Origin of the sequence: Comamonas sp. w2-DMI, from assembly GCF_040187735.1 — a bacterium.
GTDB classification, from domain to species: Bacteria; Pseudomonadota; Gammaproteobacteria; order Burkholderiales; family Burkholderiaceae_C; genus Comamonas; species Comamonas terrae.
Map to the genome: position 1 here is coordinate 162,875 of NZ_JBANEL010000006.1, position 13,646 is coordinate 176,520.

At 62.9% G+C, this 13,646-nt stretch carries 12 protein-coding genes; all 12 read right to left on the reverse strand.

Translation table 11 applies throughout. The annotated features are described in order from the left end of the window. Positions 1 to 145 precede the first annotated feature (145 nt). A complete protein-coding gene (locus V8Z74_RS08850) occupies positions 146 to 1,399 on the reverse strand; it encodes a glycosyltransferase (RefSeq protein ID WP_349708925.1) in 1,254 nt (417 codons plus the stop codon). 44 nt (positions 1,400 to 1,443) lie between these two features. Next, positions 1,444 to 2,835 (reverse strand): sigma 54-interacting transcriptional regulator, encoded by a 1,392-nt coding sequence (locus V8Z74_RS08855; protein WP_349708927.1) that lies wholly within the window; start codon positions 2,833 to 2,835, stop codon positions 1,444 to 1,446. Positions 2,836 to 2,878: 43 nt separating this feature from the next. Further along, on the reverse strand, positions 2,879 to 4,735 hold the full coding sequence (locus tag V8Z74_RS08860) for a pilus assembly protein TadG-related protein (protein WP_349708928.1): 1,857 nt from the start codon (positions 4,733 to 4,735) through the stop codon (positions 2,879 to 2,881). Between the two features lie 84 nt (positions 4,736 to 4,819). Further along, complete coding sequence (locus V8Z74_RS08865; protein ID WP_157082213.1) at positions 4,820 to 5,293, reverse strand: TadE/TadG family type IV pilus assembly protein; 474 nt, start codon at positions 5,291 to 5,293, stop codon at positions 4,820 to 4,822. Next, positions 5,290 to 5,823, reverse strand: a complete 534-nt coding sequence (locus tag V8Z74_RS08870; protein ID WP_066483502.1) for a TadE/TadG family type IV pilus assembly protein — start codon at positions 5,821 to 5,823, stop codon at positions 5,290 to 5,292. Before V8Z74_RS08870 ends, V8Z74_RS08865 begins: the two co-directional genes overlap by 4 nt. 38 nt (positions 5,824 to 5,861) lie before the next feature. Further along, positions 5,862 to 6,275 carry a DUF3613 domain-containing protein gene (locus tag V8Z74_RS08875; protein ID WP_349708929.1) on the reverse strand — a complete coding sequence of 138 codons (414 nt, stop codon included), beginning with the start codon at positions 6,273 to 6,275 and terminating at the stop codon, positions 5,862 to 5,864. A gap of 9 nt (positions 6,276 to 6,284) precedes the next feature. After that, positions 6,285 to 7,253 carry a tetratricopeptide repeat protein gene (locus V8Z74_RS08880; protein ID WP_349708930.1) on the reverse strand — a complete coding sequence of 323 codons (969 nt, stop codon included), beginning with the start codon at positions 7,251 to 7,253 and terminating at the stop codon, positions 6,285 to 6,287. Between the two features lie 2 nt (positions 7,254 to 7,255). Further along, positions 7,256 to 8,269: a type II secretion system F family protein gene (locus tag V8Z74_RS08885; RefSeq protein WP_349708931.1), complete on the reverse strand. Its 1,014-nt coding sequence runs from the start codon at positions 8,267 to 8,269 to the stop codon at positions 7,256 to 7,258. A gap of 55 nt (positions 8,270 to 8,324) precedes the next feature. Next, positions 8,325 to 9,311, reverse strand: a complete 987-nt coding sequence (locus tag V8Z74_RS08890) for a type II secretion system F family protein (protein ID WP_349708932.1) — start codon at positions 9,309 to 9,311, stop codon at positions 8,325 to 8,327. Beyond that, the gene (locus tag V8Z74_RS08895) at positions 9,308 to 10,627 is read right to left on the reverse strand and encodes a TadA family conjugal transfer-associated ATPase (RefSeq protein ID WP_349708933.1); all 1,320 of its coding nucleotides are present in this window, start codon (positions 10,625 to 10,627) and stop codon (positions 9,308 to 9,310) included. Before V8Z74_RS08895 ends, V8Z74_RS08890 begins: the two co-directional genes overlap by 4 nt. A gap of 7 nt (positions 10,628 to 10,634) precedes the next feature. Next, positions 10,635 to 12,173: a pilus assembly protein CpaE gene (locus tag V8Z74_RS08900; protein ID WP_349708934.1), complete on the reverse strand. Its 1,539-nt coding sequence runs from the start codon at positions 12,171 to 12,173 to the stop codon at positions 10,635 to 10,637. Positions 12,174 to 12,198: 25 nt separating this feature from the next. Further along, the gene (locus V8Z74_RS08905) at positions 12,199 to 13,608 is read right to left on the reverse strand and encodes a type II and III secretion system protein family protein (protein WP_349708935.1); all 1,410 of its coding nucleotides are present in this window, start codon (positions 13,606 to 13,608) and stop codon (positions 12,199 to 12,201) included. Positions 13,609 to 13,646 lie beyond the last annotated feature (38 nt).

A 13,646-nucleotide genomic window follows, 5' to 3' on the forward strand; every position in this document is an offset into this window, starting at 1 on the left:
CGGGCCGCGCATCGGGCAAACCACAGCAGGCCGCTGTGGTTTTTTCATAGCTGCATGCGCTTTTCCTGCAAGGGATTCAGTAGTATTCCGCACTGAAATACTTCAGGATATTGCGCTGATAGCTCCTTTTTCAGGAGCAATATTTCTATCTCTGGCGTACCCGGGCCCGGCGCTGGGCCATCGCAAGGTGGAACAGCTCCATGAAGCGCGGCGCCACATTGGAGATATGGAAACGCTTTCCGGTCTCTATGGCCGCCCGGGCATAGCGCTCGCGCCGGGCCGGATCGGCCCTGAGCTGGCGGATGGCGTGGATCCAGGCATCGTCGTTGTCGGGCAGCAGCAGGCCGTTGACATCGTGTTGCACCAGCTCCGGCACAAAGCCCCAGTTCGACCCCAGCACGCAGCCGCCGCGTGCCAGGATTTCCATCAGGCCCCAGTTGGCAACGCCATAGCGCAAGGGGTAGAGGAACAGGTCCACGTCGGCCAGCATGCGGGAGAACTCCGCATACGGCAGATGCCCGGGAAACTCGACAACCTGAGCCGCGGGATACACCTTGAGCAGGTGCTCCTGGAAGCTGGCCACCTTGTTCTGGTAGCGGCGCTGCACCCATTGCTGCTCGTATCCGTAGGTGACGGCCTTGGCATCGCCGATGGCAATGAAGCGGGTGTTTTCGCCATCACCCTCGCGCACCATGCGGTCCACCAGGCGGATGTAGGTCTCGAACCCTTTGGCGCTGGACAGGTCCCGGGCGGAAAACGCGATCGTGAAGCGCTTGCCTTCCTGCGCCGCGGCGGCATTGTTTTGCAGGGGCGGCTGGATGTCGAAGCCTTCGAACTGGACGGCAATCCGCTCCTGCAGCAGCGGCGGGAACATCGAGCGCGCATGCGCGCTGGGCACGATGGTCAGGTCGCTGCACAGCACCTGGTGGTAGTGCAGCATCTCGGTGTTGCGGTCGGCCAGGCGCTGCGACATGTCGGGTGGATAGGCTTCATCCCAGCCGTGGGCCAGATAGCTCGGGAATTCGATATAGCTGGCGATGGCCGCATCCAGCTCGTCATACAGCCAGTTGGGCGAAGCCCACAGGGAGTGCGCCACCACGAGGTCGATGCGCTTTCCCTTTTCCTTCTCGAACGCCAGCAATGCCTGCAGCATGCCCTTGCACAGGCGCGCGGAGCGCTCGACCTTGCTCGAGTAGTAATAGCTTTGCGGCCCCATGATGTCCCCGTCGGGCCTGAAGGCAATCAGATGGTCCACCGTGGCGGCATGGCGTTCGACATGCCCGGGCATGGTCATGAACCAGCTGTCTGCCATGCCCTGGGCACGCAGGTGGCTGCACAGCAGGCTGTACTGGCTGGGGTAGACCGCACTGATGAAGACGATGACGGGTTTTTCCTGCATGGTCGGATGGGGCTATGAAGTCAAGACAAGGTGGGGCTGGGCATTCAGCCGGGCATCGGAACCTCGGGCTCTCCGTCGCTGATCTGGTACTTGCGCATCTTTTCCCACAACACCTTGCGGCTGATGCCCAGATGCTGGGCCGTGTTCTGCCGTTTCCAGTCATTGGCGCTGAGCGCCGCGATGATGCGGTTGCGCTCGTCCATGTCCCAGTTGCTGCGGTTGGCCAGCAGGGTTTCTCCGCCGGTTTCCGGTGGGAAAGTGCTGGCAGAAAGGCTCTGGGCATGCTTGAGGATGCGCTCGGTGGCTCCATCGGCGGCCCAGTCGCGCGTCTGGCGGGCGGCGACGCCGATACGCTCGGCCAGGTTGCGCAGCTCGCGCACGTTCCCGGGAAAGTACATCTGCGCCACGGCATCCAGGATGAAGAACGGCGGATCGCCCAGTTCGGCCATCATGTCCTCGCCGACGACCTTGCGCAAAATGCTGTGGAAGATGGCCAGCTTGTCCGGCTCGCCGCGCTCTTCCAGGCTGGGGATCTGCAGTTCGATCACGGCCAGGCGAAAGAACAGGTCGGCGCGGAACTTGCCCTCATGCACCAGCTCGCGCAGCGGCTTGTTGGTGGCAGCCACCAGGCGAAAGTCCAGCCGCACCGGCGAGGCTGAGCCCAGCCGCGTGACCGTGCGTTCCTCCAGCACGCGCAGCAGCTTGACCTGCTGGTACAGCGGCAGGTCGGCAATCTCGTCGAGGAACAGCGTGCCGCCGTTGGCCTGCTCCAGAAAACCCTTGTGCGCCGTCACCGCGCCCGTGAAAGAACCCTTGGCATGGCCGAAGAACAGCGACTCGAAGAGACCATCCGGAATCGCGCCACAATTGACCACTATGAACGGCCCCTGGCCGTAATGCGAGTTGCGCTCGTGCAAGCGTTCGGCAATGCGCTCCTTGCCCACCCCGGTCTCGCCGACGATGAGCACGCTGTGTTCGCAGTCGGCAAAAGTGTCCACATCGTTGAGCAGGCGCTGCATGCAATCGGCCACGGCGATGATGTCGTCGGAGCGCTGCACCTGCCGCTGGTTGCTCTGCATGCGCCGCAGTATGCGTATCAGCATGGCGCGCAGTTCCGCCCCGGTGAAGTCGAACGGCAGCACATGCGAATACTCCATGGCATAGCTGCCCGGGCTGGCTTCGCGCTGGCTGGCACTGACCCACAGGACCGGCATGCCGAAGGTGCCTTCCACCCCCTGGCGCGTAAAGCGTGCGCCTTCGAGCACCGTGACGCTGACCACGGCAATCGCATTGCCCAGCTCGCTGGGGTCGGCAGGCAGGGTAAGGCCATCGGCGCGGATCACGTCCACGCCCAGATTGAGCATGCAACGCTCCACGCGCTCGGCAATATCGGCTTGGCCTTCCCAGACATAGATGACCAATTCGTCCAGATTCACGGTATCTCTCTTTTTCGGATGGTATGAAGAATGTTCTGTTTGCTCACTCGACGAGCTGTGCCGGATTGCAGGCAATGTCGTGCAGTTGTACGTCGGCATAGCCGATCTGCACGCCGAGCAACTGGAGCAAAGGGCCCAGCACGGAATCGAGCAGTGCAAGGATGGGATCGAGCACGACTCTGACGATGGGAAGCAGTCCGCCGACAATCTTGACGACGTTATTGACCAGACCATTCAGGATTTCCGTTAGGAAATCCAGCTTGATATTCAGTAGCTTGAGGCCAGATGTATCCAGCTCCACATCAAGAAGGTTCTTGCCAAGCGCGTTGCCTATGGATTGGCCAATTTGCTGTCTGGATCCGGCAGTTTTTGTCAGAGCGGCCGCCTGATCGCTATAGGGCTTGTCCATGGCGTACTCGTACTCCAGCAACTGATAGGAATTGGTGTTCTCGATGGGAACATCCAGCTTTGCCATTACTTTGACTGGAGCATCCAGAATTTTGAGAATGTCCAGCAATGCGCTTGCCTCCACTCGCAGATCAAGCAGATGGAAACGATCCTTTTTCAGGTTCGTCCAGGCTTGTGTTGTATTGGTCATGGCTTCTGGCATATCTGCCAGCGATATATAGGCCAACCCTGGTTTCGTACCGATACGGGCTTTGTGCGTACTGGCTTTGACATGGCACATGATCTCTTCCAGGCGTGCGTCTGCCGAGCCAACTTCCAGGTTTACTGGCAATTCCAGCAAAGCACCAGTTGATGGCATGGACACCTTCAGATGTATCAAAAGCAGGTTCAGATCCAGCAGGTTGTTGTCCTTGCTCAAGGCGGTCAGAGCCTTCAGCTTGATGAGCGCGCGAATCTGTCCGTTATGTGCCTTGGTGATGTATTGACCAGTAGCTTTATCTATGCCAGCCCTTCCTGACGCAATGGTGGGAGGCTCGATGATTTTGACTTGGACCGTGGCATCGGCCACTGGCTTGAGGTTCAGTATGGTGCCGGGAATACTGATGGCGGAATCCTTGTTCGCCACCTGCAGGCCTACCATCAGAATGTCCAGAAGGCTGGTGTTGGCCTGCAGACCCGCAAGAGGGTCGTTGGAGTCGACCCCCAGTTCAAGCAGGCCTTTCTGGATGCCGTTCTTGAGCAGATTCAGTCGCAATCCGTTCAGGTCGACAGGCAAGGCCAGACCGAGCAGTTTTTCCAATGCGTTGATGCCCACGTCTGCAGTGCTTTCACCGCTGCGCGCTGCTGCCTGGATGCTGGCTTGCAGCAGCGTTTTCAGGTCGACGGTGGTTCCCAGCAATTCGTCATAGCTGCCGGCGCCGAGATTCAGCGCCTCCGTCAACCACAGAAGATTCACTTTGGAGTTGGCCAAGCCCTGATAGTCGGCAAGGCTCAGATTGATCTTGGTGCCCAGGAGCGAGGAAAGGAGCGCGTTAAGCAGGCCGTCGTTGAGTTTGACCACACCCGCGCCCACGGAGAAGGTCGCTGTGGCGTCGCTGGGTGGAAGCGCTGCCGTAGCAGTCGCCATGACTTCGGAGTTGCCCGTGAACGGGACAAGCTTGAGTGTCTGGCCGACAAGGGTCACACGTGCGGCATTGAATACGCCATTGTTTTGCTGGTTGCCTTTGTAGCCGTCCTTGGCAGTCCAGTAGCCGCATTCCACCTGCGTCTCTTTGTTTTTGGCCGTGATCTCGGGGGGCCATTGCGCATTTATGCTTTTCGTGCCTGCTTTCTGGGCGTCGGTGCAAACGGAGGCATTCTTGAACCCGTTGACTGACTCCAAAGCGGCCAAGTCCGCAATGCGCTGCAGGTCGCGCTTGGCCGAATACATGTAGCCGATCTGGATGACGCCCAGCAAGGCTAGCAGTACCAGCGCCAGCAGCGCAAATTGCACCAGCAGAGCTCCTCGCTGCACATGGTATGCGCAGCGGGGGACGGCTCGAGGTGCGTGGAAGGGCATATATGTCTCCCGCATTTTCTAGAGCACCTTGAAATGCACGACGATGCGGTCACTGATGTGCAGCTTGGTCGGCTCGGCCAACCAACTGCTGCTGCCGCCCAGCAAGGGGTGCAGCGTGTATTCCACGTCGAATTTGAACTCGCCCTTGCTGCAGTCCCATGTAGCAGGGCTTGGCATGGAAAACTGGTTCGCGTCCAGGCCGCTTTGCGTGAGATGCTGCCGTATGGTTGTCTGTACCTTGGATTGGATAACGACACGGTTGCTGCCTGCATTGCTGCCATCGCACGGTGGGGAAGTGCTGGTGATCAGCGTCAGCGCATGGCGTGCCCCATCGCCCGCTGCACGGTTCAGTGATTGCTGTGTCTGGAATGCACTCCAGAACACCAGCAGCCCCAGCAGCAGGACAATCATGAGTGTGGCGATCAGCGCAAACTCGATGGCGGCGACACCACGCTGACGCAGGCCAGAAACAATGATCCGGCGTGTTATCACAGCATCCTCCTGTCTACCAGCAGGCTGGCGCTGGCCTGCAGAGCAACCGGCAGAACAAGGCCCAGACCCGGAATGGCGGGAGCAATGGCGTTATCGCGGTAACCGGTAATGGTGTAGGACACCAGGACCATGCACGGAGTGCGTATATCGCAGACCAAGCCGGCGTTCAGGCTGGTGTCCTGCGTGCAACTCTTGTCATCGAGAGAGCTGACGCGGCAGACCGTGAATTTCACATTGCTGGCATTGGGCCGAAGGGTGGCAGGGAGCCAGGCCAGAGCGTTTGCCACGGTTTCCCGTGCATTCACCTCACGGTCGGCCCAGGTGGGGGCATACCGCAATGCCGCCCTGGCACCTTCCTCGACGGCATGCTGCATGGATGAGCGCACCAGAAATGTCAGGCCATAGCAGATGATTCCATACAGCAGCGCAAAAAACACCGGGAAGATGATGGCCCACTCCAGCGCATAGACGCCGCGCTGGCGGCCGCGTGGGGCTGCGCAGATGGCTGTGGAACTATGTCGCGGGAACATGGGATCGCTCCTTGAAAAAGGTATTGGCAAGAAGTGCGCTACTTGGCGCTTACGCCCGTTTCGTATTGCTCGGGGATGGTGGTCTCGAAGCTCTTGAGATAGCGCTGGTAGCTGCGGCTGGCCTGCTCGCCGTCGATATGGCGTGGGCGCAGGCCCGGCAGGGTGCTTTGCATGTCGAAAAGCCGTTGCGTCGCGCTGCCGATGGCAATGCGGTGCAAGGGCTGTGCGGGGGCCTCCCGGTGGTCCGAGGCAGCAGTTGGGGCTGGCGCACTCGCATGGTGGCTGCTGCCTTCGGGTATTGGAGCGGGCACAACATCGGCCTGTACGGAAGCCACGGTACGCTCCGTGGCTTCCTGCGTCTGGGCACTTGCTGCGGTTGCGGCAGATGCCAGCAGCATCGACAGCAGCAGGGGATGCAGCCGGGTCGACGGAAAGGTGAAAGGACGGGGCATGGCTGGCTCCTAAAGCGGGTTGTCGCGTGTACGGCTTTCCGATGCCAGTGCGGAAGCAGGCGCGGTGGTGGCATCTCCGGAAGGGGGTGCGAGCTGGCGGGTGGCCTGCAGCTCCGGACCGGCTTGCTGGACTTGTGTCTGCTGCAGCATCGGCACCTGTACCGGCACCGAAGGCCCAGCCTGTGCAGGACCTGAATCGGCACGTGCCTGCACAGCCTCACGTACGCTGGCAAGCTGGGTCTGCAGCGTCTGCAGGGAGTGCTGGTCTATCAGTGCGGGTGCATTCTTGCCCTGGGGCTGCGAAAGGCGTTGCAGCAGGCGCGTGGCTTCTGGCTGGTTGCCGCTGGCCAGCCAGTAAAGGGCGAGGTTCAGCTGCACGCGGGCGTTGGCAGGCGCCAGCTGCGCGGCCTGCAAGATGGGCAACTGAGCGGCCGCCAGGCGGCCGTCCAGCATATGCGCATAGGCCAGGTCGCTGAGCACGTTGGCATCGATGGGGTTGAGCTTGCGGGCCATTTCCAGCTGCGCCACAGCCTGGCCGTACTGGCCCTGGCTCGCATGGAGCAGCCCCAGACCGCGTCGTGCACGTGCCGTGGTGCTGGTGTCGCCTCCTGTCAGCAATGCGGTATAGGCCTGATGGGCCTGCGAAAACTGGCCGGTATTGCGCAATGCGTCGGCTCGCAGAAGCCGGATCTGCGGTGTGCTGCCGTATTGCTGTTCGAAGGCTTCGGTATGCGCGAGAGATGCATACCACTGGCCGGCCTGCTGCATCTGCGTGATCAGATCCAGATAGGTCTGTGCGGTATCGACCCTGGTGGCCTGTTCGGCCTGCAGCATTTGCTGCCGCGCCTCGGCAGCCGTGTTGTCCTGCGTCACGCCATAGCCCTGCGGCGGTGCCTTGCTGGCACAGCCGGTTGCTGCTGCGGCGGCCAGAATCACGGCAATCAGCCGGTGCTCGGGCCGGAGGTATTGGTGTGGCATGCTTAGCGTCCCCCCATGCTGGAAAGTGAGCGGATCACCGCCATGAAGCCGGGGCCTGCCGTGATCACCAGGAGTGCGGGCAGCAGGGTCAACACCATCACGCCCGTCATCTTGACGGTGATGGATCCGATTTTTTCCTTGAAGCCGGCCTGGCGCTTTTCGCGCAGGCGTATGCCGAATTCGCGCAGCGGCTCCTGGACGGCGCCCCCATGGCGGTCCACTTGCACCAGCAGGTTGACGACGGCGCTCATGTCTTCGTCGGCGCTCAGGTGCGTGAGCCGCTGGAATGACTGTTCGCGGCTGCGCCCGCTGGCATAGAGCTGATTGGCCAGAGTCAGTTCGCCGCTGAGTACCGGCAGCACGCTGCCGAATTCAGTGGCCAGGATCTGCAGGCTCTGGTCGATGCTCAGGCCCACGCCCTGCAGCAGCCGCAGCAGGTCCACAAACAGCGGCAACTCTTCCACGACCTGCCGGCGTCTTTGGCGGGCCTTGGACTGCATCAGCCATTTGGGCAGCATCAGGCCGAAGCCGAAGCTTAGAAATCCATAGATGAGAGCCTTGCTGCCGCTGGGCTGAAGCACCAGCAGGGCCAGCAAGGGCAGTGCCGCTGCCAGCACGATGCGGCTGCCTATGTAGGCTAGGCTGCCGTTACGCAGACTGATGCCGGCCTGGTCCAGCAGCTTGCGGTCCTCATCGGCCAGCAGCGCCTTGGCAATGCCTTTGTCCAGCCAGGAGGGTGGCTGCACGCTGGCCGCCAGGTCGTGGAATGCAGCAGCGCCGCTGTTCTGTACCGCGCCGGGCATGGAGCTGCTGCCGGGCAGGTTGAACGGATGGGCTGCCGAAGCCGCTGCGGAGGCCGGTGCCTGTGCACTGGCCTCGCGGGCGTGTAGCAGGTTTTCCACACGCTGGGCCGCCAGCGCCGAACGCCGCAGGCGCCAGATCATGTTGCCGGCCAGCAGGGCAATGCCAAGCGCACCCAGGCTCAGGCTGATGGTCCATAACTGCTGGGGCGTCATGAGCTGCCTCTTTCCGCACCGGCGGGTGCCATGGTGCCTTTTGCTTGCCGGGCTGTCATTTGAGCCTCGCAAGACGGTAGAGAAGGAATGCGCCCAGGGCTTCCAGTGCCGCTGCTGCCAGAACCATCTTCCGGCCGCTGGCGTCCTGCCACATGCGCATGAAGTAGCCCTGGTTGAGCACCATGATCAGGGTGCCCACCACGATGGGCAGCAGTGCCAGCACCCAGGCCGACAGGCGGATTTCTGCCGACAGCGCATGCAGCTCGCGCTCCGCCGACTGGCGATCCCGGATATAGGCCGACACGCGCTCCAGCACCAGATCGGCGCGTCCGCCATAGCGCACGCTCATGCGGAACACGGCCGCCAGCAGTCCGAACTCCGGGAGGCGCCAGTTGCGTTCCAGCTGTCCCATGGCCTGCCCCAGGTCGGGCAGGGCACTCAGGTTGGCAGCAGCCTGTTGCAGCGCATCGCCAAGCGGCGCAGGAACGTTGTTCACCGCCATCTGGAAAGCCGCATGCGGCGAGTTGCCGATGGTGATCAGGCGCACCATGTTGTCCAGAAAGCCGGGCAGTTGCTGCAGCAGCTTTTCACGGCGCTTGCTCAGCCGGCGCCAGATGCCGAAGCTGCACAGCAGGTCGTAGGCAGCCAGGGCCAGCAGTCCCAGCAGCGCGCCGCCTTGCAAGGCGGCGAGCACAGCCAGCAGCAGGCCGCCTGCCGCAAGCAGGGCCAGCATGCGCGGCGCGATACCCCAGGCATCGATACCCAGGTGGCGCTGCAACAGGGAGTGCAGCCTGTTCCAGGTGCCATGCGGCGTGGAGGACGAAACCGCAGATGCCGATGCGGCCTGCTGTACTCCCGGCATGGACTGCATGCCGTCGATGGCCGTCTGGCTTGGGAGAATGTCCAGACTGCGCTGCAGATGGCTCTGCACGGATCTGGCCTGCTCCTTGCGATGTGCGCGCGCAAACATCCACAGGGCAAGGGCCAGCAGCAGGCAGGCCATTGCACCCAGGATCAGCGTTGCGGGGGCCATGCCTGTCATCGCACGCCTCCCTGGCCTGCCTGCTGCATGCGCCACCAGCTCAGCAGCTTGGGCGAATGCGGGGAAATGCCCAGCGAAATCCAGTGGTCGATTTCCTGGCCGTCTGCGGTGACCTGGGGTTCGTAGCGGTACAGCTCCTGCATGGAGATCATGTTGTCGGTCATACCCGTCACTTCGGTCAGCGACAGCAGGCGACGACGGCCGTTGGACAGGCGCCCGATCTGCACGATGAAATCCACGGCGTTGGCAATCTGGCGGCGCAGGCTGACCTCGCTGCCCTGAAAGCCGGCAAAGCCGGCCAGCATCTCGGCCCGGTACAGGCATTCGCGCGGCGAGCTGGCATGGATGGTGCCCATGGAACCATCGTGGCCGGTGTTCATGGCCTGCAGCAGATCCAGCACTTCACCGCTGCGCACTTCGCCCACGATGATGCGGTCGGGGCGCATGCGCAGGCTGTTGCGCAGCAGGTCGCGGATGCTGACATGGCCTGTGCCGTCGAAGCCGCCGGGGCGGCTTTCCAGGCGCACCACATGGTTGTGGTTGAGCGACAGCTCGGCCGTGTCCTCGATGGTGACGATGCGCTCGCTGCCGGGTATGAAGCTGGCCAGCGCATTGAGCAGCGAGGTCTTTCCCGAGCTGGTTCCTCCGCTGACCAGGATGTTGCAGCGCGCCTGCACGGCCATTTCCAGAATCCGGCAGATATCGGAATTGAAAGTGCCCAGCTGCACGAGTTCTGTCGGCGTCAGGGGATCCTTGCGGAACTTGCGTATGGACACCGAGGGACCGTCGATGGACAGCGGCTCAATGATGACGTTGATGCGCCCGCCGTCGGGCAAGCGGGCGTCCACCATGGGGCTGGATTCGTCCAGGCGCCGGCCCAGCGGCGCCAGGATGCGGCGCACGATGCGCAGCACATGCTCGTCATCCTTGAAGTGCAGGTTTTCCCGCTGCAGTATGCCGCCGCGCGAGACATACACATTGCTGTGCCCGTTGATCAGGATGTCTTCGACACGCGGATCCTCCAGCAGCGGCTGCAGCGGCCCCAGGCCGGTGAGCTCGCGTGTCAGTGCATGGGCGACCAGCAGTGCTTCCTGCTCGTTCACCGGCACGGAGTGCAGGCGTATGTAGCTGTCCAGCTCCATCAGCACGAACTGTGCGATCGCGGCCTGTGACCAACGGCCGAATTCGGCGCCGAGTTCCTCGATGCGGCTGAGCAGATGCTCGTGCGTACGGTGCTTCAGATCGGCAAACAAAGGCGTGTGCTCGAAGTCGCTGGCCGGAGCTTGCGTCGTAGGGGCGTAAACCGTGGTGGTCATGGTGCGTTCAGCTTCTTCTGATGCGTTGGATGATGCGGCCCAGGGCGCTGGCAGGCGCCTTGCCGGCGAAGGAGTCCAGGGGCGCCAGGCCGGAGGTCTTGCGCTGCCCGGCTGCGATGCCGGGGTGGTATTGCGCCAGCAGGCCTGTCACCAGCCTGTCCACGGCCTGTACATAGGGATCGCGCCGCTGCTGCATGCCCAGCAGCTTCCCCTGGTTCACGGCCTGGGCCAATTCGCGCCGGTGCTCCGGGATGACGGCGAGCAAAGGAAGCTGCAGCTGTCGCGCAATCTGCCGGGCATCCAGCTCGAGCTGGCTGTCATGGCGGTTGACGATGAGCCTCATCCGTTCGCGTTCTATCTGCATCTCTTCCAGGCGCTTGAGCATCTCGGTCGTGGAAACGACGCTGGCCACGCTTTGTTCGCAGACCACCCAGACCTCGCTTGCCCGCCTGACTACGCGCATGGCCAGCTGGGTATGGGACACCGCGCCCAGATCGGTGACCACATGGCGGAAATACTGCCGCAGGCGTTGCACCAGGGCATCGGCATCGGAGTACGACACGTCGCGCAGCAAGGCAGCCTGGCGCGGCAAGGGCAGCAGGCGCAGGCCGCTTTCGTGGCGGGTGAGGCCCGATGAGGCCAGGCGCCGGTCGAAACGGCGCAGATTGCCTACCGCCTCGAGAAAGTCGAATTCGCCCAGAGTGTTCAGATACAGCGAGCAATCGCCGTTGGGGTTGCCCAGGTCGATCAGCAGATTGTCCAGGCCATCGCTGCTGTTCGCGCTGTCCGGTTTGCCGCGCGCCGCGTTGCACAGCTGCTGCTGCAGATACCAGGCCAGATGCGAGGCCAGCAGACTGCTGCCCAGGCCCGCGCGCGCCGCGATGATGGCCGTCAATGGCGCGGCGGGGCCCTGGCTGGAGATGGGTGGATGGCGCTGTATCAGCTCGCGCAGCGTCTGCTGGGCCGCCTGCAGGCTGCCATCCACATCCAGGAAATCCTGCACGCCGGCTCGCAGCGCCGCAAGCATGGATTGCGGATGCCGGGTGCGGCCCACGGCCAGGCAGGGCAGGTGGGGAGATGCCGTGCGCAGCTGTGCCACGAGCTGGGCCGCAGTCTCTGAAGAGCCGGGATCGAACTCCACCAGCACTGCCTGGGGCATGAGCTGCAGCGCCTGTTCGGGCACATTGTTCTGAAAGCCTGTGGTGTGCAGCTGAGCGCCGCTTTGCATGCGCTGCAGCCAGGCCTGGGCCATGGCACTGTCCGGTGTGCCGGCCGCAACAAACAGCAGGTGTATGTTGGCAGTGACCTCCTGGGAATCCAAGGAATCCCCAAGAGCCGGGCCTGCAGGGGGCTGTGCGTTATCCAGGGAACTCGGGACCATGGCATCTGCCGCTGCTGCGCTGGCGGCATTGGGTGCGTGGGGCCGCAGCGACAGCAATGCCTCCAGCGTCGCGGGCGACGTCAGCGAAAGAGAGGAGGGCCGGTCTGCCGAGCTGTCCGCGGCTGGACTGGTAGACGGTTCCGGCGTGAAAGGCTGGGTACTCATGAGCTGGCGTGGGAAGCTATGCATATCAGTACGAAAAGCCGGGCAGTGCCGCACCGGTCTGTACGCCGCCTGCCAGGTACGGACCCCATACCTGCCCCGCATCAGGCTGTTCCGAACGGTTGCCGGGCAGCAGGGCTTCCAGATTGGTATTGGGCGGAAGCGGTTGCACCAGACGTGGCGTGACGATGATGACCAGCTCTTTTTCGTCCTGGGAGTAGCTGAGATTCTTGAAGAACGTGCCCAGGATGGGCAGATCGCCCAGCAGCGGCACCTTGTTGACGCTGGAGGAGGTGGCGCGGCTGACCAGGCCGCCGATGACAAAGCTCTCGCCATCGGCCAGCTCCACCATGGTGTCGGCGCGCCGGGTGACCAGGGCGGGCACGGAAACGCCTGAAATCGTCACGCCGCTGGTGTAGTCCAGGTCGCTGGCTTCCGGAGCGACCTTGAGCGCGATGCGGTCGTCCGAAAGAATCGTGGGCGTGAGCTGCAGCTTCACGCCGAATTCCTTGTAGCGGATGGAAATGTTGTTGCTGGCGCTGCTGGGCACGGGAATCGGTATTTCGCCCCCCGCCAGAAAGCTCGCGCTCTGGCCGGTATGCGCCACCAGCGTGGGCTTGGCCAGCACGCGAACCAGGCCGTTGCCCTCCAGAAAACCCAGCTGGGCGCTCAGCCCATGGCCGCCAAAGGCCTTGCCGAAGCCCAGCACCAGATTCATGGCGCTGGACAGCGCCGTGGGATTGCCCGACGAAGAGCCGTTGTCGCCGCCCGAAGAGCCTGAAGAACCGGAAGAGCCCGAACTGGTGCTGGTACCCGGCGTGTACAGGCCAAAACTGAAACCGTGGCTGTTGGGGCCGCCGCTGACGAGGTTGATGCCAGCACGTTTGAGGGCGGATTTCTTGAATTCCACCACCTGCACGTCGACCTGGACGGTATTGCTGCGCACGGCGACTTGCGAACGGTCGATCAGCGCTGCCTGCTGTGGGCCGTTCAGGCGCAGCTCGGCCAGAGCACTGGCATGCTCGGTTAACGATGCGAGCCGCTTTTCCAGCAGCAGGCGGGGGCCGCCTACCCTTACCAGCCACTGCTGGGGCAAACCTTTGGGCGGCCAGATGGCCAGCGTGGTGCTGCCCGGTGCTTTGGGGGTCAGCAACAGTTCTGCATTCTGGGTGCTGCCCGCCGATGCTGCGCGCAGGACCTTGACATCCAGCACATTGGGATCACCCACGGCAATGCGGCCCAGCGCCATGCCGGGCTGCAGCACATGCTGGCGGCCCACCGAAAGCTGCAGCGCAGGTTCTGCCGCTTCCGGAAGCGCGCCTACGGCAGCCTGCGGCGCAGCTGCAGGCTGTGCCATGGCCGGCATGGAGCCGCACAGCAGAACGGCACCCGCCACAAGGCTGAAGAAGGTGGTTGGCGAGGTGTGTGCGGTCGTCATGTTCTATCCCTCTGGGGCAATGCAGCTTCGGCGTGGAT

Coding starts and splice junctions, on each gene's coding strand:
- V8Z74_RS08850 (WP_349708925.1), bottom strand. CDS start 1,399: ATGCAGGAAAAACCCGTCATCGTCTTCATCAGTGCGGTCTACCCCAGC.
- V8Z74_RS08870 (WP_066483502.1), bottom strand. CDS start 5,823: ATGTTCCCGCGACATAGTTCCACAGCCATCTGCGCAGCCCCACGCGGC.
- V8Z74_RS08875 (WP_349708929.1), bottom strand. CDS start 6,275: ATGCCCCGTCCTTTCACCTTTCCGTCGACCCGGCTGCATCCCCTGCTG.
- V8Z74_RS08880 (WP_349708930.1), bottom strand. CDS start 7,253: ATGCCACACCAATACCTCCGGCCCGAGCACCGGCTGATTGCCGTGATT.
- V8Z74_RS08885 (WP_349708931.1), bottom strand. CDS start 8,269: ATGACGCCCCAGCAGTTATGGACCATCAGCCTGAGCCTGGGTGCGCTT.
- V8Z74_RS08890 (WP_349708932.1), bottom strand. CDS start 9,311: ATGACAGGCATGGCCCCCGCAACGCTGATCCTGGGTGCAATGGCCTGC.
- V8Z74_RS08895 (WP_349708933.1), bottom strand. CDS start 10,627: ATGACCACCACGGTTTACGCCCCTACGACGCAAGCTCCGGCCAGCGAC.
- V8Z74_RS08900 (WP_349708934.1), bottom strand. CDS start 12,173: ATGAGTACCCAGCCTTTCACGCCGGAACCGTCTACCAGTCCAGCCGCG.
- V8Z74_RS08905 (WP_349708935.1), bottom strand. CDS start 13,608: ATGACGACCGCACACACCTCGCCAACCACCTTCTTCAGCCTTGTGGCG.